Annotated in this window: 17 protein-coding genes; 4 read left to right on the forward strand and 13 right to left on the reverse strand. The window is 59.1% G+C overall.

Annotated elements, in window-relative coordinates:
* Window positions 1-53: 53 nt before the first annotated feature.
* Together lysS and prfB are read right to left on the reverse strand one after the other, a co-directional pair.
* Window positions 54-1556, reverse strand: a complete 1503-nt coding sequence (gene lysS, locus ASD70_RS22075) for a lysine--tRNA ligase (protein ID WP_046071251.1) — start codon at window positions 1554-1556, stop codon at window positions 54-56.
* Between the two features lie 83 nt (window positions 1557-1639).
* A protein-coding gene (prfB, locus tag ASD70_RS22080) for a peptide chain release factor 2 (RefSeq protein ID WP_108240705.1) occupies window positions 1640-2735 on the reverse strand; the annotation gives its coding sequence in 2 pieces (ribosomal slippage) (window positions 1640-2662 and window positions 2664-2735; 1095 coding nt in all).
* A gap of 557 nt (window positions 2736-3292) precedes the next feature.
* Here prfB and ASD70_RS22090 point away from each other — a divergent pair.
* The 3 genes from ASD70_RS22090 to ASD70_RS22100 all read left to right on the forward strand — a co-directional run bounded on the left by ASD70_RS22090 (window position 3293) and on the right by ASD70_RS22100 (window position 6308).
* The gene (locus ASD70_RS22090) at window positions 3293-5560 is read left to right on the forward strand and encodes an S-type pyocin domain-containing protein (protein WP_056847469.1); all 2268 of its coding nucleotides are present in this window, start codon (window positions 3293-3295) and stop codon (window positions 5558-5560) included.
* Between the two features lie 4 nt (window positions 5561-5564).
* A complete protein-coding gene (locus ASD70_RS22095) occupies window positions 5565-5819 on the forward strand; it encodes a bacteriocin immunity protein (RefSeq protein ID WP_056847454.1) in 255 nt (84 codons plus the stop codon).
* Window positions 5820-6041: 222 nt separating this feature from the next.
* Entirely contained in the window at window positions 6042-6308 is a 267-nt protein-coding gene (locus ASD70_RS22100; RefSeq protein WP_056847455.1) for a bacteriocin immunity protein, read from the forward strand.
* Window positions 6309-6445: 137 nt separating this feature from the next.
* Here ASD70_RS22100 and ASD70_RS22105 read toward each other — a convergent pair whose 3' ends face one another.
* The 8 genes from ASD70_RS22105 to ASD70_RS22140 form a co-directional block, all read right to left on the reverse strand.
* A complete protein-coding gene (locus ASD70_RS22105; RefSeq protein WP_046071249.1) occupies window positions 6446-7447 on the reverse strand; it encodes a response regulator in 1002 nt (333 codons plus the stop codon).
* A 52-nt stretch (window positions 7448-7499) separates the two neighbouring features.
* Window positions 7500-8510, reverse strand: coding sequence for a chemotaxis response regulator protein-glutamate methylesterase (locus tag ASD70_RS22110; protein ID WP_056847456.1), 1011 nt, complete (start codon window positions 8508-8510; stop codon window positions 7500-7502).
* A complete protein-coding gene (locus ASD70_RS22115; RefSeq protein WP_056847457.1) occupies window positions 8507-10774 on the reverse strand; it encodes a hybrid sensor histidine kinase/response regulator in 2268 nt (755 codons plus the stop codon). The genes ASD70_RS22110 and ASD70_RS22115 overlap by 4 nt, the downstream gene beginning before the upstream one ends.
* Window positions 10771-11472, reverse strand: coding sequence for a chemotaxis protein CheW (locus tag ASD70_RS22120; protein ID WP_046071246.1), 702 nt, complete (start codon window positions 11470-11472; stop codon window positions 10771-10773). The genes ASD70_RS22115 and ASD70_RS22120 overlap by 4 nt, the downstream gene beginning before the upstream one ends.
* Window positions 11465-12724 carry a CheR family methyltransferase gene (locus ASD70_RS22125; protein ID WP_056847458.1) on the reverse strand — a complete coding sequence of 420 codons (1260 nt, stop codon included), beginning with the start codon at window positions 12722-12724 and terminating at the stop codon, window positions 11465-11467. Before ASD70_RS22125 ends, ASD70_RS22120 begins: the two co-directional genes overlap by 8 nt.
* Window positions 12721-13233, reverse strand: coding sequence for a chemotaxis protein CheW (locus ASD70_RS22130; RefSeq protein WP_056847459.1), 513 nt, complete (start codon window positions 13231-13233; stop codon window positions 12721-12723). The genes ASD70_RS22125 and ASD70_RS22130 overlap by 4 nt, the downstream gene beginning before the upstream one ends.
* Window positions 13233-14855: a methyl-accepting chemotaxis protein gene (locus ASD70_RS22135; protein WP_046071243.1), complete on the reverse strand. Its 1623-nt coding sequence runs from the start codon at window positions 14853-14855 to the stop codon at window positions 13233-13235. The genes ASD70_RS22130 and ASD70_RS22135 overlap by 1 nt, the downstream gene beginning before the upstream one ends.
* Window positions 14856-15194: 339 nt before the next feature.
* The gene (locus tag ASD70_RS22140) at window positions 15195-15902 is read right to left on the reverse strand and encodes a tellurite resistance TerB family protein (protein WP_046071242.1); all 708 of its coding nucleotides are present in this window, start codon (window positions 15900-15902) and stop codon (window positions 15195-15197) included.
* Window positions 15903-16206: 304 nt separating this feature from the next.
* Between ASD70_RS22140 and ASD70_RS22145 the strand changes: the two genes are divergently transcribed.
* Window positions 16207-17832 (forward strand): glucan biosynthesis protein D, encoded by a 1626-nt coding sequence (locus ASD70_RS22145; protein ID WP_046071241.1) that lies wholly within the window; start codon window positions 16207-16209, stop codon window positions 17830-17832.
* Window positions 17833-17885: 53 nt separating this feature from the next.
* On the opposite strand, the gene ASD70_RS22150 is transcribed toward ASD70_RS22145, so the two are convergent.
* The 3 genes from ASD70_RS22150 to ASD70_RS22160 all read right to left on the reverse strand — a co-directional run bounded on the left by ASD70_RS22150 (window position 17886) and on the right by ASD70_RS22160 (window position 20022).
* Entirely contained in the window at window positions 17886-18071 is a 186-nt protein-coding gene (locus ASD70_RS22150; RefSeq protein ID WP_043051506.1) for a hypothetical protein, read from the reverse strand.
* Between the two features lie 204 nt (window positions 18072-18275).
* Complete coding sequence (locus tag ASD70_RS22155; protein ID WP_056847460.1) at window positions 18276-18812, reverse strand: GNAT family N-acetyltransferase; 537 nt, start codon at window positions 18810-18812, stop codon at window positions 18276-18278.
* A gap of 103 nt (window positions 18813-18915) precedes the next feature.
* Window positions 18916-20022, reverse strand: a complete 1107-nt coding sequence (locus ASD70_RS22160; RefSeq protein ID WP_056847461.1) for an NADH:flavin oxidoreductase/NADH oxidase — start codon at window positions 20020-20022, stop codon at window positions 18916-18918.
* Window positions 20023-20201: the final 179 nt, after the last annotated feature.

The raw sequence follows: 20201 nt of genomic DNA on the forward strand, positions 1-20201 counted from the left end.
TACGCCACATAAAAAAGCCGCCTTATAAAAGGCGGCTTCGGTTTTCGCTACGGTTACGCTTGTGGCCGCATGTGCGGGAACAGGATCACGTCGCGGATCGACGGCGAGTTGGTCAACAACATCACCAGCCGGTCGATACCGATGCCTTCACCGGCGGTGGGCGGCATGCCGTATTCCAGGGCACGTACAAAGTCGGCGTCGTAGTGCATGGCTTCGTCATCGCCGGCGTCCTTGTCGGCCACCTGGGCCATGAAGCGCTCGGCCTGATCTTCCGCGTCGTTAAGCTCGGAGTAGGCGTTGGCGATTTCACGGCCACCAATGAACAGCTCGAAACGGTCGGTGACGTTCGGGTTGTCGTCGTTGCGACGGGCCAGCGGCGACACTTCGAACGGGTACTGGGTAATGAAGTGCGGCTGTTCCAGCTTGTGCTCCACCAGTTCTTCGAAAATCATCACCTGCAACTTGCCCAGGCCTTCGAAACCCAGCACCTTGGCCCCGGCTTTCTTGGCGATGGCGCGGGCCTTGTCGATGTCATTGAGGTCGTCAGCCGTCAGCTCAGGGTTGTACTTGAGGATCGAGTCGAACACCGACAGACGCACAAACGGCTCGCCGAAATGGAACACCTTGTCGCCGTACGGCACGTCGGTGCTGCCCAGGACCAGCTGTGCCAGCTCGCGGAACAGTTCTTCGGTCAGGTCCATGTTGTCTTCGTAATCGGCGTAGGCCTGGTAGAACTCCAACATGGTGAATTCAGGGTTGTGACGGGTCGAGACACCTTCGTTACGGAAGTTGCGGTTGATCTCGAACACTTTCTCGAAACCGCCGACAACCAGGCGCTTGAGGTACAGCTCAGGCGCGATGCGCAGGAACATTTCCATGTCCAGGGCGTTATGGTGGGTTTCGAACGGCTTGGCTGCGGCACCACCTGGGATGGTTTGCAGCATCGGCGTTTCCACTTCGAGGAAGTCACGCTGCATCAGGAAGCTGCGGATGTGCGCAATGACTTGCGAACGCACGCGGAACGTCTGGCGCACGTCTTCGTTGACGATCAGGTCGACATAGCGCTGGCGATAACGCTGCTCGGTGTCGGTCAGGCCGTGGTGTTTGTCCGGCAGCGGACGCAGGGACTTGGTCAGCAGGCGCACGCTGGTCATCTCGACGTACAGGTCGCCCTTGCCGGAACGGGCCAGGGTGCCCTCGGCGGCGATGATGTCGCCCATGTCCCAGGTTTTCACCGAGGCCAGGGTTTCTTCGGAAAGGGTCTTGCGGTTGACGTAGACCTGGATACGCCCGGTCATGTCCTGGATCACCATGAACGAGCCACGGTTGAGCATGATGCGACCTGCCACCTTGACCGGGATCGCAGCCTCTGCCAGCTCTTCCTTGGTCTTGTCCGCGTACTGCTTCTGCAAGGCATCGCAGTAGTTGTCGCGGCGGAAGTCATTGGGGAAGGCATTACCCTTGGCGCGCTCGGCAGCAAGCTTTTCCTTGCGCAGGGCGATCAGGGAGTTTTCTTCCTGTTGCAGGGCTTGCGGGTCGAGTTGTTGGTCGCTCATGTCTTTAAATTTTCCATCACAGGTTCGTTGCCCCCAGGCCTGCGGCCTGGGGATCGCGGGCAAGCCCGCTCCCACATAGGGTGTTACAGGCCGGATTTCAGGCTGGCTTCCAGGTATTCGTCGATATCGCCGTCGAGCACCTTGTCACAGTCGCTGCGTTCGATGTTGGTGCGCAGATCCTTGATCCGCGACGCATCGAGCACGTACGAACGGATCTGGTGACCCCAGCCGATATCCGACTTGGTGTCTTCCAGCGCTTGGGAAGCGGCATTGCGCTTCTGCATTTCCTGCTCGTACAACTTGGCCCGCAGCATTTTCATGGCGGTGTCCTTGTTGGCATGCTGGGAACGCTCGTTCTGGCAGCTGACCACGGTGTTGGTCGGTACGTGGGTGATACGTACGGCCGAGTCAGTGGTGTTTACGTGCTGACCACCAGCACCGGAGGAACGGTAGGTATCGATGCGCAGGTCGGCCGGGTTGATCTCGATTTCCACCTTGTCGTCGATCTCGGGCGAGACGAACACCGCAGAGAACGAGGTGTGGCGACGGTTGCCGGAGTCGAACGGGCTCTTGCGCACAAGGCGGTGTACACCGATCTCGGTACGCAGCCAGCCAAAGGCGTATTCACCCTTGATATGCACGGTCGCGCCCTTGATACCGGCGACTTCACCGGCGGACAGTTCCATGATGGTCGCGTCGAAACCGCGCTTGTCGGCCCAGCGCAGGTACATGCGCAACAGGATGTTGGCCCAGTCCTGGGCCTCGGTGCCGCCGGAACCGGCCTGGATGTCCAGGTAGGCGTTGTTCGGGTCCATTTCATGGCTGAACATGCGGCGGAACTCAAGCTTGGCGAGGTTTTCCTCAAGACGGGCCAGCTCGGCGACGACATCGCCCACTGCGCCTTCGTCGTTTTCCTCGACGGCCATGTCCAGCAGGTCACGGCAATCGCCCAGGCCAGTGTTCAGTTCATCGAGGGTATCGACGATCTGCGCCAGCGCAGAGCGCTCGCGCCCCAGCTCCTGGGCGTATTCAGGTTTGTTCCAGACACTCGGATCTTCAAGCTCGCGGTTGACCTCGGTCAGACGCTCATGCTTTTGATCGTAGTCAAAGATACCCCCGAATAGTTTCGGAGCGCTCGGACAGGTCCTTGATGGTGTTAAGGATCGGGTTGATTTCCATGGCGGGCAGCACTCGTTGGCGAACTTTTGAAAGCCGGCGAGTATAACGGCAAACGGGCGGCAGCGGCAGCCCGCTTGGTCGATTCTGCCAAGGCGGCGCTGCCCTCTGGATCAAATCCTGATTGCTGCCGTTTCGCTTGATTCAGTAAAAGGCACCCGTCCACCCATTTCGCGTCGGCTGGCGGCGTCTACCGTTAGAGCAACCAGACTCTATTACTGGTTAAAAACAGACCGTTCATCTGTTTATACAAAAAAGCTTAAAACCAACATCAGAGACAACTTGGAAAATTCTAAATCACCTACCTCCAGCAAAAACAAACAATTAGACGTCCAGACAAACCGTCCTAAGACGCAACCTACAAATATATCAGAATATAAATACATCTGTTTCACACCAAACTTACAAAGCGTCCTACAAACCTCTGACCGCATCAAAACGCCATCAGTTTTTTCTTCCTTCCTGCTCAAATAAGTTTAATCAAAGCGACTGAAGCTATGTTCCTTCAGCACGCACACATCTCAAAACCAGATCACTCTCACAAGAAAGCGGAGAGACACATGGCACAACAAGGGTGGCAGCCAGGACAACCGTTAGTACTCAAGCCAACGATAATTACAGCTGGGAGACGAAACACTTATTGGGGCGGCGAAGGCGGCGGTTATATCGGTAGCGGAGATGGATGGGGCCTTCAGGAAGGGCCACGCCGAGGCGAAGGAGACCGTAGCCGCTTCAAGCAGTTCGACTTCCCCAGCACCACAGCAGATTTCATTGGAGAGCAAAAGTACAACCAATCCTTGATTGATGCAGAGTACAAAGCACGATTCGCAATACTCAATACCGAGACTGAACGCGAACTCAAAGAGCAGCAGCAGGCGGCGAAAGCCTCCCAACACCTCACTGATATAGAGTCAGCCGTTATCGATCAAAAAATCGCGTTGGAAATCATCAGCGCCAAAAAAACAAAATATATGAGTAACGCACCACTCATCTATGGTCTTTATGATCAGAGCCCTTTTTACCTGATGGAAAATTTAACCTACACAAAGCTTCGCGAAACACTGGCGTCTGCCGATCCAGTAACAAACCTGAGCGATACATATGCACTTTACGATAGCGTCTGGCGGGCCGCACAAGAACTCAAGGCTCTTTCACTCGCCCTGGAAATTTTAACCGAAAAGCTTTCAGGGCTGGCGAAAACCAGGCAAATGTTGGAAGCCTCCATCGTCGAGACTGATCCAGCCTGGTCAAACTTAAACAACGAATACCTGAAGATCATTGCACATGAATTAGACATTCACGTGCAGCTACTCCCGGAGTTTCTGCAGGTCGAATTGGCTTCCCTTTCAGGTTCCGTAGTTGGCTTGCCACCCGACCAAACCCTCATGCATTACAAAACCACGCTGGACAAAATGATCGAAGACACGGTGGCTGCTATCAGGCCTGTTGACCCACCACTCGCCCATAACCGCAATGGGCTCATCATTTACTATCCTGCAACCAATCCACTGGTCACACCGCCCCTGAGCAAACCCGAGCTTGAGGGGCTCAAACAGCTCATTTATCTGCAGCAGAATACCGCGCTTGGGGTGAGGTGGCTCAGCCATCATGATTTTGTGCTCAAGTCAGAGTCTGCCAGGTATCTGGTCAACGCCTCCAATGCAATCAGCAATCTCGCGGAACGTGCGCGACAGGTCGCTGCGGCGCAGGCTCGTATGGAAGCGGTCCGAGTAGCCAATACCTATCGCCTGTCGGGTACTCCCTCTGCGACTCAAGCGATAGTCATAACCTCAGTCGGGACTATCGCTACAGCAGAAGGGACTGCCGTCACGCTTCAAACCGCTATTCGTGCAGCCGTGGCCGCATTGACGGAATTGGCCGCCAGTACCGCCAGTGGCTTACTGGTCGGTGTTTCAGCTTTGGTCTATTCCCCCAAACTCGCAAATGGAGAACTTCCAGAGCGTTATGCGCTCGGCACACCGGTCTCAACCTTCGTACCAGACCTTAACGAGTCAACGATAACCTCGGTAGTCAACGGCACAATTGACCTTCCGGTTCGCATGAGCTCGAAGACCGCTGCGGATGGCCGCTCAGAAGTATTCGTGGTCAACGCCGACGGTACAAGCGTGCCTTCCAAGGTCAAGGTGGTTGCTGCGACCTATGATCCAGCGCAGAAGGTGTACACCGTTACTACAGGTGACAGTCCACCAAGAACGTTGATCTGGACACCTATCGTTGCCCCTGGGGATAGCTCAACAACACTGCCCGTTGATCAACCTGAACCGCCTGTCTATACGGGAGCTACCGTAACTCCCGTTGAAGGAAGGATTGACAGTTTTCCAGCCGCTGATGAGGCAGGATTTGACGACTTCATCACTGTCTTCCCGGTCAACTCTGGCTTACCTCCCATCTATGTGTTTTTCAGGGATCGACGGGAAGACCCAGGAGTTGTGACAGGCAACGGGCAATCTATAACCGGTTCCTGGCTAGGAGCGGCCTCACAAGGGGAAGGCTCCCCTATCCCTTCGCAAATTGCCGACAAGCTTAAAGGTCAGGAGTTTAAAAACTTCAGAGCATTTCGCGAAGCCTTCTGGAAAACGGTTGCCAACGACTCGGAACTGGCAAGTCAGTTCAAACGTCAAAATTTGTCGATAATGCTGGATGGGAAAGCTCCCTTTCCAAGCAAATCAGAATGGGTGGGGAAATCTGTTAAATTCGAAATTCACCACAAAATTTTAATTTCTCAAGGCGGCGAGATTTTTGACATTGACAACATCTATATAGTCACCCCAAAACGCCATAAAGAAATTCATAGAAAAGGCATTTAAAAAGATGAAAACATTAATCACTGAATACACAGAGACCGAATTTCTGAACTTTGTAATCTCTCTTTGTGACAGCAGCGTTCGCACCGAAGAAGAAGACATTGAAATGGTTTTCGAGTTCGAACGCCTGACGGAGCACCCGGACGGAGCCGATCTAATCTACTACCCAAAAGATGACAGAGAGGACACCCCAGAAGGCATTGTAAAAGAGGTCAAAGAGTGGCGCGCGAAAAATGGCAAGCCTGGATTCAGAGTAGAATAACGCCGCCCTGTCACCTGCCATCGGTTCTACAACGATGGCAAACTTCTTATTTTTTCACTCAACGAGTCGACGATAACCTCGGCAGTCAAGAGCCCAATCGACCTGCCGGCTCGAATGAGTTCGAAGACGGCTGCCGATGGGCGGTCAGAATCATAATGCTGAAAATTTACGCATACTAACCCCTAAACGCCATATAGAACTTCATAAAAAAGGAGCCGAACAATGAAACTCAAACAAAGCTTTTCCGAGTATACAAAAGATGAATTTTTACTACTCATGAAAGAAATACTCAAGGAAAATACCGCCCCAACCGATGAGCGACTAGATAAGCTCTTACAACACTTCGAGTTAATTACTGAACACCCGAAAGGAACAGACCTTATTTATTACGCCGCATCGGATACAGAAAGTACAATTGAAGCTATAACTGAAAGAGTTGAAAACTGGCGAACCACCAATAACAAGCCTGGCTTTAAAGTTGAGCCATAACAAATACGGCCATTGAACTGATATTGAGCGGCGTTTTTACTCAACGCCCCTACGATTTTGCTAAAGCCGGAAAACTCTGAAGTTTGAATGTGGGAGGGGCAACCTTCCCACACTTGAACTGGGGTACGGCCCTCAAATCATTCGATACCAACCTGATTGCGCCCATTATGCTTGGCCGTATACAGCCCCTTGTCCGCCGCCATGATCAGTTGCCGGCAGTCCGTGCCCTGCACCGGCGTCAAGGTCGACAAGCCGATACTGATGGTCAGGCTCGAACCTTCCACCGGAGCATTGTGCGGGATTTTCAACGCGGCCACGGCCATGCGCAGTTTTTCAGCCACCAGCCGCGCACCGCCCGGCGAGGTGTTGGGCAGCACCAGGGCGAATTCTTCACCGCCGTAGCGCGCCGGCAAGTCCGAAGGGCGGCTGCTGGCATCGCGAATGGCTTCGGCGACTTTGCGCAGGGCTTCGTCGCCTTCAACGTGACCGAAGCTGTCGTTGTAGGTCTTGAAGAAGTCCACGTCGATCATCAACAACGACAGTTGGGTCTGATCGCGCATGGCGCGGCGCCATTCCAGTTCAAGGTACTCATCGAAGTGGCGGCGGTTGGACAACCCGGTCAGGCCGTCGGAGTGCATCAGGCGTTGCAGCACCAGGTTGGTGTCCAGCAGCTGTTGCTGGCTGACCCGCAGTGCGCGGTAGGCCGCATCGCGCTGCAACAGGGTCATGTAGGAGCGCGAGTGGTAGCGGATGCGTGCCACCAGCTCGATGTTGTCCGGCAGCTTGACCAGGTAGTCGTTGGCTCCGGCGGCAAAGGCCGCGCTCTTGATCAGCGGGTCTTCCTTGGTGGACAGCACGATGATCGGGATATTCGCGGTGGCCGGGTGATTGCGGTATTCGCGCACCAGGGTCAGGCCGTCGAGGCCCGGCATTACCAGGTCTTGCAGGATCACCGTCGGTTTGATGCGGATCGCCTGGGCAATCGCCTGGTGCGGGTCGGCGCAAAAGTGGAAGTCGATGTTTTCTTCATTGGCCAGGCCACGCCGCACGGCTTCGCCGATCATGGCCTGGTCGTCGACCAACAACACCATGGCGGCGTTTTCGTCGGTCTTGAAGTCGTCGAGCTGTAAATCATTCATGTGCAATCACCTGAATTACTACCTGCAAGCCAGCACGGCGGGAGATTTTTGTTCATTTGGCAAAGACCTCCAGCAATCGGGGCGCAATTCTATCCAGTGGGCGAATTTCAACAGCAGCGTCGATCGCCGCTGCCGCTTTGGGCATGCCATACACCGCCGAACTCTGCTGGTCCTGGGCGATGGTCAAATATCCTTGTTCCCGCATTAACTTGAGGCCCTGGGCGCCATCGCGCCCCATGCCGGTCAGCAAGACACCGACGGCATCGCCGTTCCAATGGCTGGCGACGCTTTCGAAAAATACGTCGATGGAAGGCCGGTAGATCTCGTTCACCGGCTCTGCCGTATAGGCTAGCGTGCCATTTTTCAACAAGCGAATATAGTGGTTGGTACCGGCCAGCAATACCACCCCGGTTTGCGGCGGCTCGCCTTCACAGGCCAGGCGTACCGGCAGGCCGGAGGCGCTGCTCAACCATTCGGCCATGCCCGCGGCGAACACCTGGTCCACGTGCTGCACCAGCACGATGGCGGCGGGGAAATTGCGCGGCAAGCCCTTGAGCAGGATCTCCAGGGCCGCCGGCCCACCGGCCGAAGAACCAATGGCCACCAACCGTTGACGCTTGCCAGTGATGCGCTGCGTCGGGGTTTCGACACGCACGCGACTGCCGCGCTGGCCGACCAGCCAGCCGATATTGAGGATCTTGCGCAACAACGGCGCGGCCGCATCCTTGGGGTTGCCCACACCCAGCGCCGGCGTATCCACCACGTCCAGGGCGCCATGGCCCATGGCCTCGAATACGCGGCTGACGTTGGCCTGGCGGTCGACCGTGACGATCACGATTGGGCATGGCGTGTCGGCCATGATCTGGCGGGTAGCTTCCACCCCATCCATGACCGGCATGATCAGGTCCATCAGGATCAGGTCCGGGGTCAGTTCGGCGCAACGCTGCACGGCTTCCAGGCCATTGCTGGCCACCCACACCACCTCATGGGCGGGCTCGAAACTCAAGGCACGACGCAATGCCTCCACGGCCAGAGGCATGTCGTTGACGATCGCAATCCTCATGTCCGGGCGCCTCCGATCAGTTCAACCACGGCGTCGAGCAAGGCGTCGTCATGGAAACTGGCTTTGGCTAGATAATAGTCGGCACCGGCGTCGAGCCCACGGCGCCGGTCTTCTTCACGATCCTTGTAGGAAACCACCATCACCGGCAACGATTGCAGGCGACTGTCACGACGCAAGAGTGTGACCAATTCAATACCGTCCATGCGAGGCATATCAATGTCAGTGATAAGCAGGTCGAAGTCCTCGGAACGCAATGCGTTCCAGCCATCCATGCCATCGACCGCAACAGCCACTTCATAACCACGATTGAGTAATAATTTGCGCTGCAGCTCCCGTACGGTCAGCGAATCGTCTACCACCAGCACGCGCTTGCGCGGTGCTTCGCTGGCCTGCTGGCTGCGCCGGGCAATACGCTCCAGGCGGCCGGTGTTGAGCAGCTTGTCCACCGAACGCAGCATGTCTTCGACATCGACGATCAACACCACCGAGCCGTCATCGAGCAGGGCCCCGGCAGAGATGTCCTGAACCTTGCCCAGGCGATCATCCAGGGGCAACACCACCAGGGTGCGCTCACCGATAAAGCGCTCCACAGCAATCCCGTACACCGCGTCACGCTCGCGGATCACCACCACTTTCAAGGTATCTGATGGGGTTTGCCCCGGCGGGCGTTGCAACAACTGGCTGGCGGCTACCAGGCCAACGTGCCGGCCCTCATGCCAAAAGTGCTGGCGACCCTCCAATTGCACGATGTCGTCGGGCGCCAGGTCGCACATACGTTCGATATGGGCCAGCGGAAAGGCATAGGCTTCTTCGCCCACTTCCACTACCAGGCTGCGCACCACCGACAAGGTCAACGGTACTTCCAGGTGGAAGCGGCTGCCCTGCCCCGCCGTCTGCTCCAGCACCACCGCGCCGCGTAGTTGCCGGACCATATGCTGCACCGCGTCCAGGCCGACGCCACGCCCGGACACTTCGGTAACCTTGTCGCGCAGGCTGAAACCGGGCAGGAACAGGAACGTCAGCAGTTCCTCTTCGCTCAAGCGCAGTGCGGTTTCCACCGGCGACAGGTGCCGGTCGACGATGGCGCCCCGCAGGCGCTCGAGGTCGACACCGTTGCCGTCATCGCTCAACTCCAGCACCAGCAGCCCGGCCTGGTGGGACGCGCGCAGGCGGATCAGGCCTTCGGCGGGTTTGCCTGCCAGCACGCGTTGCTCGGGGGTTTCGATACCGTGGTCGACGGCATTGCGTAATAAATGGGTGAGCGGCGCTTCAAGTTTTTCCAGTACGTCACGGTCGACCTGGGTCTTCTCGCCCTCGATCTCCAGGCGTACTTGCTTGCCCAGGCTGCGGCCCAGGTCACGCACCATGCGCACCTGCCCGGCCAGCACGTCAGCAAACGGGCGCATGCGGCAGGCCAACGCGGTGTCGTAGAGCACCTGGGCACGCTGCCCGGCCTGCCAGCCGAACTCGTCCAGCTCGGCGTGTTTTTCCGCCAGCAGCGCCTGGGCTTCGCTCAACAAGCGACGGGTGTCGGCCAGGGCCTCCTGGGCTTCCAGGCTCAAGTCCAGGGCCTTGAGCTGGCCGTCCAAGGTATCCAGGGCGCGCAAGCCGTTGCTTTGAATGCGCTTGAGGCGTTGCATGCTCGCCAGGTACGGCTTGAGCCGCTGGGTTTCCACCAGGGACTTGCTGGACAGGTCCAACAAGCTGTTCAAGCGCTCGGCCGTCACCCGCAGTACGCGCTCGCCGCCTTCAGTCATGCGTTTGTTCTGGCGCGGCGCTTCACTGCTGACCGGTGGTGCGGGCTCCGGTTGCTGCGGCACTTCTTCAACGATAGGTGCAGGCTCGGGCTTTGGCGCACGCATGGCGGTGGGCTGTGTCGGATCAAGCAAGTGCTCCATCAGCGCCACATACACCTCGATATCCGTCGCCCCCACATCATTGCCCGGTGAGGCGATACGCATCAGCAGGTCGGTGCCTTGCAGCAACGCGTCGATGTGTTCGGGCTGCAGATACAGGCGGCCTTCCTGGGCACTGACCAGGCAATCTTCCATGACGTGGGCGACGCTGACCCCGGCATCCACGCCGACAATCCGCGCCGCGCCCTTGAGCGAGTGCGCGGCGCGCATGCAGGCTTCGAGCTGGTCGGCCTGGGTTGGATTGCGCTCCAGGGCCAAAAGGCCCGCGCTCAATACCTGGGTCTGCGCATCGGCCTCCAGGCTGAACAGTTCCAACAGCGAGGCATCGCGCATCTGGTCGGGGGTCATGCGAGGCTCCGAGTCACGGCGGACAACAATTGCGCTTCGTCCAGCCAGCGCAGGCTGCGGCCTTTCCACTGCAACACGCCCTGGGTGTAGCGTGCGCTGGCCTGGGTACCGGAGGCCGACGCCGCCTTCAGGGTGCGTTCATCGATGGCATGGATGCCGTCCACTTCGTCCACCGGCACGACCACCGGGCCGTCCTGAGCCGCAATGATCAACATGCGCGGCATGATACGCGCGCCGCTGGCACCGGCACTGGTACTGTCCAGGCCCAGCAGTTCTACCAGTGACAGGCACGCCACCAACGCGCCGCGCACATTGGCCACGCCCAGCAGCGCCCGGGAACGCTGGTGCGGTAGGGAGTGGATCGGCTGCAATGGCGCCACTTCCACCAGGCAGCGGGTAGCAATACCGAGCCATTCCTCGCCGAGGCGGAACATCAACAGTGATCGGGTGACTGCCTCGTTATCCGCTTCGACGGCAGCCTGGGGGCGATGATCGTCCTGCTGCAGCGCATAGCGGTCCAGCAGGCGCGTGGCGGCGGCCGAGTACACCGAGCAATTGCGGCAGTGAATGTGCTCAGCCAGCAATGGGCAAGACTTGTCGCCATGAATGCCGATGCGATTCCAGCAGTCGTCGATGGCTTGGGTATCGGTCAGCGTCAGGTCCAGGCCTGCGGTGTCGAGCGCGTCAGGGCTACTCATGGTTTGGACTCACTGTCAGCTCGCTACGGGCGGCGCGCGCCTGAAGACGACGCGCCCCCGCACTGTCGCCCTGGGACTCGAGCAGCGCGGCCAGATGCATCAAGGCCTGCGGATGCTGCGGTTCCAGGTACAAGGCTTTGCGGTAATACCCCTGGGCCTCCAGGGCGCTGCCGGCCACATCGCTGAGCAGCCCCAGCCAGTAGAACACCTGGGCGGCCGGTGGATGGCTGCTCAAATAGCGCTCGCAGGCGGCACGAGCCTCGGCACTTTTGCCTTCATTGGCCAGGGTCGCGATCTGGCTGAGCAGCTCGCCGGCATCGGTGTGTGGCACTTTGGCCTGCGGCACTGGCGGGCAGGGCTTGCTGAACGGCCGCGGCTTGGGCGGTATCGGCGCCGCGCTGCGTTGCGGCGTTGGCGCGGGCATGGGTACAAATACCGGTGCCGGCGGTGTCTGTTCTACATGCCGGCTGAAGGCAAAAGATTGCGGCACCCCAATCGAACGCATGCCGTGGCGCCCCAGCAGGCTACCCTCGGCCGGGCCGATAAACAGCACGCCGTCCACGTGGGTGAGTTCCTTGAGCACGTCAAAGACTTGCTTTTGGGTCGGCTGGTCGAAATAGATCAGCAGGTTGCGGCAAAACACAAAGTCATAGGTGGGCTCGTTGGCCAGCAGTGTCGGGTCGAGCAAGTTGCCAACTTGCAGGCGAACTTGCTCGCGCACCCGGTCGGCGATGCGGTAACCGCCCGCCTCTTCGGTGAAGTGGCGGTCGCGAAACTCAAGATCGGCGCCGCGAAACGAGTTCTTGCCGTACACACCGCGCCGCGCACGCTCTACCGAAAGGGGGCTGACGTCCATCCCCTGCACCTTGAACTGATGGGGCGCCAAGCCCGCGTCGAGCAAGGCCATGGCAATCGAATAGGGCTTTTCGCCGGTAGAACACGGCAGGCTGAGAATGCGCAGGGCGCGCATTTGCTTGATTTCGGCCAGGCGCACCTGGGCCAGGCGAGCCAGGGTTGCAAAGGATTCGGGATAGCGAAAAAACCAGGTCTCGGGCACGATCACCGCTTCGATCAGCGCCTGCTGCTCGTCGTGGGAATTTTGCAGGTGCTGCCAGTAAGCCTCCACCGACTGTGCCTGGGATGACTGGCAACGCTGGCGCACGGCACGCTCGATGATCGCCTCGCCCACCGAGGCAACGTCCAAGCCGATGCGCTCTTTCAAGAACGCCGAAAAACGCGGGTCGCTGCTCATAAACTCAACTCGGCAGAAAACAACAAGGCACGCACTTCAGCGGTCAGCAGCTCGGCGACGCCAATCCACTGCATCAAGCCATGGGCATCCTCGCGCACCGGCCCCAGGTACGGCGCCTGCTGGTTGTCCAAGCCATAGGGCTGGAACTCGGCGGGGTCGCAACGCAGGGTGTCGGTGGCCTGTTCCAGGATCAGCCCCAACCAGCGCGCCTGGCTCCAGGGCTGCGGCTGGTAATTGACCAACACCAGCCGTGTGCTGGTGCGAGCCTGGGCCGAGGTGCCGAAGGTCAGGGCGCTCAAGTCAATCACCGGCACCAGCGCCCCGCGATGGGCGAAGATACCCGCCACCCACACGGGCGCATGGGCGATGGGTTTGAGTGGCAGCCGCGGCAGCACCTCCGCCACTTCGGTGGCTTTCAGGGCAAAGCGGTCGTTGCCGATGTGGAACACCAGGAACAACGCTTTTTTCGCTGCCGGAACGGCGCCGCGCTTAGCCGCGAGATCGCTCATCAGACTTTGAAACGCGACACGCCGCTGCGCAGACCGACCGCAACCTGGCTCAGTTCATCAATGGCGAAGCTTGCCTGGCGCAGGGATTCGACGGTCTGGCTGCTGGCATCGCCCAACTGCACCAGCGCGTGGTTGATCTGTTCGGCGCCGGTGGCCTGGGCCTGCATGCCCTCGTTGACCATCAACACCCGCGGCGCCAGGGCCTGGACCTGATGGATGATCTGCGACAACTGCTCGCCGACTTGCTGCACTTCGAACATGCCCCGGCGTACTTCCTCGGAGAACTTGTCCATGCCCATCACCCCCGCCGACACTGCCGACTGGATCTCACGCACCATTTGCTCGATGTCGTAGGTGGCCACGGCGGTCTGGTCGGCCAGGCGGCGCACTTCGGTGGCTACCACGGCAAAACCGCGACCGTACTCACCGGCTTTCTCAGCCTCGATGGCGGCGTTGAGCGACAACAGGTTGGTCTGGTCAGCCACCTTGACGATGGTCACCACCACCTGATTGATATTGCCGGCCTTCTCGTTGAGGATCGCCAGCTTGGCGTTGACCAGATCGGCGGCGCCCATCACCGAGTGCATGGTTTCTTCCATGCGCGCCAGACCCTGCTGGCCTGAACCGGCGGCAACCGAGGCCTGGTCGGCGGCAGTGGACACTTCGGTCATGGTGCGGACCAGGTCCTTGGAGGTAGCAGCGATCTCGCGGGACGTGGCGCCGATTTCGGTGGTGGTGGCTGCGGTTTCTGTGGCGGTGGCCTGTTGCTGCTTGGAGGTCGCAGCAATCTCGGTAACCGAAGTGGTGACTTGCACCGACGAACGTTGCGCCTGGGATACCAGGGCGGTCAGTTCGGTCATCATGTCGTTGAAGCCGGTTTCGACAACGTTGAATTCGTCCTTGCGCTCCAGGTTCAGGCGCTTGCTCAGGTCACCGGTGCGCATGACTTCGAGGATCTCGACGATGCGCTGCATCGGCGCCATGATCGCGCGCATCAACAACAGGCCGCACAACGCGGCGGCGAGAATCGCCAGCAGCAGCGAGACGCCCATGCTGACCTTTGCGGCCGCAACGGCATCATCGATGGCGGCCGTGGCATTGTCAGCAACCTGTTTGTTCTCATTGATGATGTCGTTGAGCTTCATGCGGCCTGCGGTCCAGGCAGGCGTCAGTTGCTCGTTGAACAGTCTCAGCGCCTCAGCCGGGTTGTTGTTTTGATGGGCCGCCAGGACCTGGGCAAGAATCCCGTTGTAACTCTGATGCAATTTTTCGAAGGCATCGAATTGGGTGCGATCCTGGGTGATATTGATCGTCCCCGCGTAGCTGGCCATGTGCTGCTCAAGCCGCGCCTCGAACGACTTGTAGTCCTGCTTGTCTTCCTCGGAAATCCTCTGGTTCTCGTGGATCCCGACCAATTCCTGGGTCTGCAGGTAGCTGTCGACCCAGGCACTGCGAATCATCGAGCTGAAAAACACCCCTGGCACGGCATCGTCACGGACTGAATTTTCGCTGGCTTCGATCTTCAGCAGTCGCGAATACGAGAGCACCACCATCAGTAGCATGATCGCGATGATTACCGCAAAGCTCGCCAAAATCCTTTGGCGCAGGGTCCAGTTCTTCACAGTAATTCCTCGCAGAGCCATTCAAATGGAGGGGAGTATAGCTGAGCGGATGCCTGCGTTTATCAACGCTTTTGAGGGCGCGTGCACAGAATGAAAATGTAGGATGGATATCACCTGCGGCGATGGACCTTGCTCCCTCGTAGGCCCGAAAGCCCACGCAGATCTAACTGACGGTCCTCAGTTCAAATGTGGGAGGGGGCTTGCCCTCGATGGCGGCCTTGGGGTCGGCCGGGATACAGAGGCGGGACGCCTGAGATCATGATCAAAGGCAAGATCAAGAGCGGCCCGCCTCACATCGCGCTTACCGTTGGCCTGCAAAGTTGTGCCGGCTGCCTTAACTTATGTGTTGAGCCGTACTTGCTTTTCCAACTCCAGCTTCAACCCCGGCTCAAGCTTCAGTTGGCGAGCCAATTCGTCCAGATAGGACTTCTCCATGAAGTTCTCCTCGTCCACCAGCATCACGCTGGCGATGTACATCTCAGCAGCCATTTCCGGGGTGCTGGCGGCGCGGGCGACGTCCGCAGGGTCCAGGGGCTTGTTGAGTTCGGCATGCAGCCAGTGCTGCAGTTCCTGGTCATTATCCAGCTTGGTGAATTCCCCTTCGATCAACGCACGTTCGCGTTCATCCACATGCCCGTCAGCCTTGGCCGCCGCCACCAGGGCCTTGAGGATGCCCTGGCTGTGTTGCTCGACCTGGGCCGGAGGCAGACGGTCGATGGTTTGTGGCTCGCCCTGGGGGGCGCTGGCCTGCTGGGCCTGCCAGTTGCCGTAGGCCTTGTAGGCAATCACACCCAGTGCCGCCAGGCCGCCGTAGGTCAGGGCCTTGCCGCCGAATTTGCGCGCCTTTTTGTTACCCAGCAACAGGCCCATGGCCCCGGCTGCCAGGGCGCCGCCGCCGGCACCGCCGAGCAGGCTGCCGAGCCCGCCACCGCCGAGCAAGCCACCCAGGGCGCCTTTGTCATTGGACTTCCCCTGGCCACCAGCCTTGTTTTGCAACATGTCCTGGCCAGACTTGAGCAACTGATCGAGCAATCCACGGGTATTCATTTATAGCCTCCAGACACTTGAGTTGGTAGGAACAGTAGGCCCTCAGCGTAAAACTAAGTGCCAAAGAGCCACGATCTAGAGTGCTTCCAGATGTAACGTTTGACTGCCATGCTGGAAATGTCTTGTTGCACATGCAACGCCATCATCACGCCATCAATCATTTTTCCTTAAGCATCGAACCGCTTAAGCTATCCGGCGTCTGTTTAATGTCCGTTGCGTTTGGCCGAAGGCATGTCCGAACCGTTATTTCTGATCCATTACGTGCCAGGAACGGCGCGGGATTTGCTCACGACAGGTTGTCTCTATGCACCGCAGGAATTTGCTCAAAGCATCCATGGCCATTGCGGCTTACACCGGTTTGTCGGCCAGTGGCCTGCTGGCCGCGCAGGCTTGGGCCGGGAACCGGGCCGCCGATGGCAAGGCCGTGGCGTTCGATTTCGAATCGCTCAAGGCGCAAGCCAAGCAATTGGCCACCCGTGGCTATCAGGACACTAAACAGGTACTGCCACCGACCCTGGCAAGCATGACCCCGCAGAATTTCAATGCCATTGGCTATGACGGCAACCATTCATTGTGGAAAGAGCTGAACGGCCAACTCGACGTGCAGTTCTTCCACGTCGGCATGGGCTTCAAGACGCCGGTGCGCATGCACAGTGTCGATCCAAAGACCCGCGAGGCCCGCGAAGTGCATTTCCGCCCTTCGCTGTTCAACTATGAAAAAACCACGGTGGACACCAAGCAACTGACCGGCGACCTGGGCTTTTCCGGTTTCAAGCTGTTCAAGGCGCCGGAACTGGACCGCCATGACGTGCTGTCGTTTCTCGGCGCCAGCTACTTCCGCGCAGTGGACTCCACCGGCCAATACGGCCTCTCGGCTCGTGGCCTGGCGATTGATACCTACGCGAAAAAACGCGAAGAATTCCCCGATTTCACGCAGTTCTGGTTCGAAACCCCGGACAAGAACGCCACGCGTTTTGTGGTCTATGCCCTGCTCGACTCGCCAAGCGCCACTGGCGCCTACCGTTTCGATATCGACTGCCAGGCCAATCAGGTGGTGATGGCGATCGATGCGCATATCAATGCCCGCACCGCCATCGAACAACTGGGCATCGCGCCGATGACCAGCATGTTCAGCTGCGGTACCCACGAGCGGCGCATGTGCGACACCATCCACCCGCAAATCCACGATTCGGACCGCCTGGCCATGTGGCGCGGCAATGGCGAGTGGATCTGCCGCCCGCTGAACAACCCGGCCAAGCTGCAATTCAATGCGTTCGCCGACACCGACCCCAAAGGCTTCGGCCTGGTGCAGACCGATCATGAATTCGCCAGCTACCAGGACACCGTCGACTGGTACAGCAAGCGCCCCAGCCTATGGGTAGAACCTACCACTGCGTGGGGCGAAGGCTCGATCGACCTGCTGGAAATCCCCACCACCGGAGAAACCCTGGACAACATCGTGGCCTTCTGGACCCCGAAAAATCCCGTGGCCGCCGGTGATTCGCTCAATTATGGCTACAAGCTGTACTGGAGCGCATTGCCGCCGGTGAGCACGCCGCTGGCACAGGTCGACGCGACTCGTTCGGGCATGGGTGGATTTACCGAGGGCTGGGCGCCCGGCGAACATTACCCGCAGGTGTGGGCACGGCGTTTCGCCGTCGACTTCAAGGGCGGCGGCCTGGATCGCCTGCCGGCGGGCACCGGCATCGAACCGGTGGTGACCTGCTCCCATGGTGAGGTAAAGGATTTCAGCGTGCTGGTGCTGGAAAATATCAAGGGCTATCGCATCCTGTTCGACTGGTACCCCACCAGCGACAGCGTGGAGCCGGTGGAGCTGCGCCTGTTTATTCGCACACAGGACCGAACCTTGAGCGAAACCTGGCTCTACCAGTACTTCCCGCCTGCGCCGGAGCAGCGCAAGTACACCTGAGGTGAGCTTCGCGATCATTCCCACGCGAGAACGTGGGAGTGATCGTATATAGCTCAGAAGCGCGATACGCTTTTCATCGCACCAATCAAGTACCGCATCGCCACCTGATCGCTTTCGGTCAGCGCCCGATACTGGGCTAGCAGCTCCATTTCATCCGAACTCAACCTGCGATCCCGCAAGGACATCCGGCGGCTGAGGAAAGACGCCACCGCACCCGCTACGCCATAGGACTTGGCCATGGACTGTTACTCCTGATATCAGTCAAATACTCCTGGTGCCCACTTACCAACTCCCCGAAGCGCAACGCTTTCGTGGACAAGCAACCTGCCTCCCTGGGCCAGGAACCAGACTTACCCTAATCTTAGAAACTATCTCGTCGCACGTGGGATTTTTTTAGAGTATTAACTTAAAAAAATAGCCTGGGTAATAAAACCCTACAGCCGTTACTCACACAGTGGTCGATACAGGTGAATGTCTAACGGTTCCTGTGCATACAGCTCAGCATGAGGTAGCTGCAACAGTCGGCAACCATGGCGCAGGTAAAAGTCCACGGTGTTACGCGACGACGTGGCCGAGATATACAGCGCTTGAGCTCCCACTTGCCGGCCGTGCTCGCAGGCCAGCACCAACAATCGACTGCCCAGGCCCGAGCCACGGGCCGCGTGACTGACATGCAGGAACTTCAACTGCCGCATCAGCAGGCCTTGATGATGGAAAGTCCGATTATCCACCACCGCTGCGGCGACCAGCGCCTGGCCGTCAAATACGCCCCACAACCATCCGCCACGCTGGAGGCAGGCCCGCAGAGCCACTGCATCCTGCTCGGCCTCGCCTTCGGGCCAGCCGCGCATATCATGGTGCGCGGCATATAACACCAGTTCGCCGCGATCCATGCGATAGCACGCCTGGATCAGTTCCGTACGGTCGATGGTTGCCAGCAAGGGGATATCGTTTTCGGTTAATGCGCGTTCCACCAGCATAGGGGTCTCCTGCTTCACGACCACCAAGGATCAGCCTTCCTTCAAACGCGGGCAAGAAAAAACCCACCGTGTCAGGGTGGGTCTGGCAGGGCCGTGTGCAAGATCAGTCGCGCAGGTCCGACTCATGGATCGGCTGGTCGCGATGGGTCGCCCGCTGGTATTGCGCCGGCCAGATGGCCTTGCGCCCACCCAGGTCATCGTCGGCATGTAGCGGCCAGTACGGGTCGCGCAACAATTCACGGGCCAGGAAGATAATGTCAGCCTGGCAAGTGCGCAGGATGTGCTCGGCCTGGGCCGGTTCGGTGATCATGCCTACCGTGCCGGTGGCGATGCCCGACTCCTTGCGCACCCGCTCGGCGAAGCGCGTCTGGTAGCCGGGGCCGGTGGGGATCTCGGCATTGGCGGCGGTGCCTCCGGAGGACACGTCGATCAGGTCGACGCCCAGGTCTTTCAGGCGGCGCGCCAGCTCCACGGTTTCATCCGGGTTCCAGCCGTCTTCTACCCAATCGGTGGCCGACACCCGCACAAACAGCGGCAACTCCTGAGGCCATGCGGCGCGCACGGCTTGGGTTACCTCAAGCACCAGGCGAATGCGGTTTTCGAACGACCCACCGTAGTGGTCCTGCCGCTGGTTGCTGATCGGCGAGAGAAATTGGTGCAGCAGGTATCCATGGGCAGCATGGATCTCCACGACTTCAAAGCCTGCGGTCAAGGCGCGCTTGGCGGCAGCGACAAAATCGGCGATTACTTGCTGGATCTGCCCTTCGTCCAGTGGCTTGGGCTGGGTGTGATTCGGGTCGAAGGCAATCGGTGATGGGCCCACCGGCACCCAGCCGCCCTCCCCCGGCTTGACACTCCCATGCTTGCCGATCCAGGGCCGATGGGTACTGGCCTTGCGTCCGGCATGGGCCAGCTGAATACCCGCTACCGCCCCCTGGGCCGCGATAAAGCGCGTGATGCGCCGCAGTGGCTCGATCTGGGCGTCGTTCCACAGGCCCAGGTCCTGGGCGGTTATGCGCCCGTCGGCGGTCACGGCAGTGGCTTCGGTGAAAATCAGCCCGGCGCCCCCCACGGCGCGGCTGCCGAGATGCACCAGGTGCCAGTCGTTGGCCAGGCCATCGTCGCTTGAGTATTGGCACATCGGCGAGACCGCGATGCGGTTGAGCAGGGTCAATTGGCGCAGGGTATAGGGTTCGAGCAGCTGACTCATGGCGCACCTCTTCTGGGTTTCTAGACATTTCTGTAGGAGCGAGCTTGCTCGCGAAGGCCTCTTAGGCGCTGCGTTTATCCAGCATTAACGCGTTATCGTTGACGTTTTTCGCGAGCAAGCTCGCTCCTACCAGCCTAGTCGACAACTATCGATAGCACAGGGTTCAGAAAGGAAAGCGG

Origin of the sequence: Pseudomonas sp. Root569 (genome assembly GCF_001427465.1) — a bacterium.
GTDB lineage: Bacteria > Pseudomonadota > Gammaproteobacteria > Pseudomonadales > Pseudomonadaceae > Aquipseudomonas > Aquipseudomonas synxantha.

Excerpts from the sequence above, each read along its gene's own strand:
- lysS (WP_046071251.1), bottom strand. The coding sequence starts at position 1,556 with ATGAGCGACCAACAACTCGACCCGCAAGCCCTGCAACAGGAAGAAAAC.
- ASD70_RS22090 (WP_056847469.1), top strand. The coding sequence starts at position 3,293 with ATGGCACAACAAGGGTGGCAGCCAGGACAACCGTTAGTACTCAAGCCA.
- ASD70_RS22095 (WP_056847454.1), top strand. The coding sequence starts at position 5,565 with ATGAAAACATTAATCACTGAATACACAGAGACCGAATTTCTGAACTTT.
- ASD70_RS22100 (WP_056847455.1), top strand. The coding sequence starts at position 6,042 with ATGAAACTCAAACAAAGCTTTTCCGAGTATACAAAAGATGAATTTTTA.
- ASD70_RS22105 (WP_046071249.1), bottom strand. The coding sequence starts at position 7,447 with ATGAATGATTTACAGCTCGACGACTTCAAGACCGACGAAAACGCCGCC.
- ASD70_RS22110 (WP_056847456.1), bottom strand. The coding sequence starts at position 8,510 with ATGAGGATTGCGATCGTCAACGACATGCCTCTGGCCGTGGAGGCATTG.
- ASD70_RS22115 (WP_056847457.1), bottom strand. The coding sequence starts at position 10,774 with ATGACCCCCGACCAGATGCGCGATGCCTCGCTGTTGGAACTGTTCAGC.
- ASD70_RS22120 (WP_046071246.1), bottom strand. The coding sequence starts at position 11,472 with ATGAGTAGCCCTGACGCGCTCGACACCGCAGGCCTGGACCTGACGCTG.
- ASD70_RS22125 (WP_056847458.1), bottom strand. The coding sequence starts at position 12,724 with ATGAGCAGCGACCCGCGTTTTTCGGCGTTCTTGAAAGAGCGCATCGGC.
- ASD70_RS22130 (WP_056847459.1), bottom strand. The coding sequence starts at position 13,233 with ATGAGCGATCTCGCGGCTAAGCGCGGCGCCGTTCCGGCAGCGAAAAAA.
- ASD70_RS22140 (WP_046071242.1), bottom strand. The coding sequence starts at position 15,902 with ATGAATACCCGTGGATTGCTCGATCAGTTGCTCAAGTCTGGCCAGGAC.
- ASD70_RS22145 (WP_046071241.1), top strand. The coding sequence starts at position 16,207 with ATGCACCGCAGGAATTTGCTCAAAGCATCCATGGCCATTGCGGCTTAC.
- ASD70_RS22150 (WP_043051506.1), bottom strand. The coding sequence starts at position 18,071 with ATGGCCAAGTCCTATGGCGTAGCGGGTGCGGTGGCGTCTTTCCTCAGC.
- ASD70_RS22155 (WP_056847460.1), bottom strand. The coding sequence starts at position 18,812 with ATGCTGGTGGAACGCGCATTAACCGAAAACGATATCCCCTTGCTGGCA.
- ASD70_RS22160 (WP_056847461.1), bottom strand. The coding sequence starts at position 20,022 with ATGAGTCAGCTGCTCGAACCCTATACCCTGCGCCAATTGACCCTGCTC.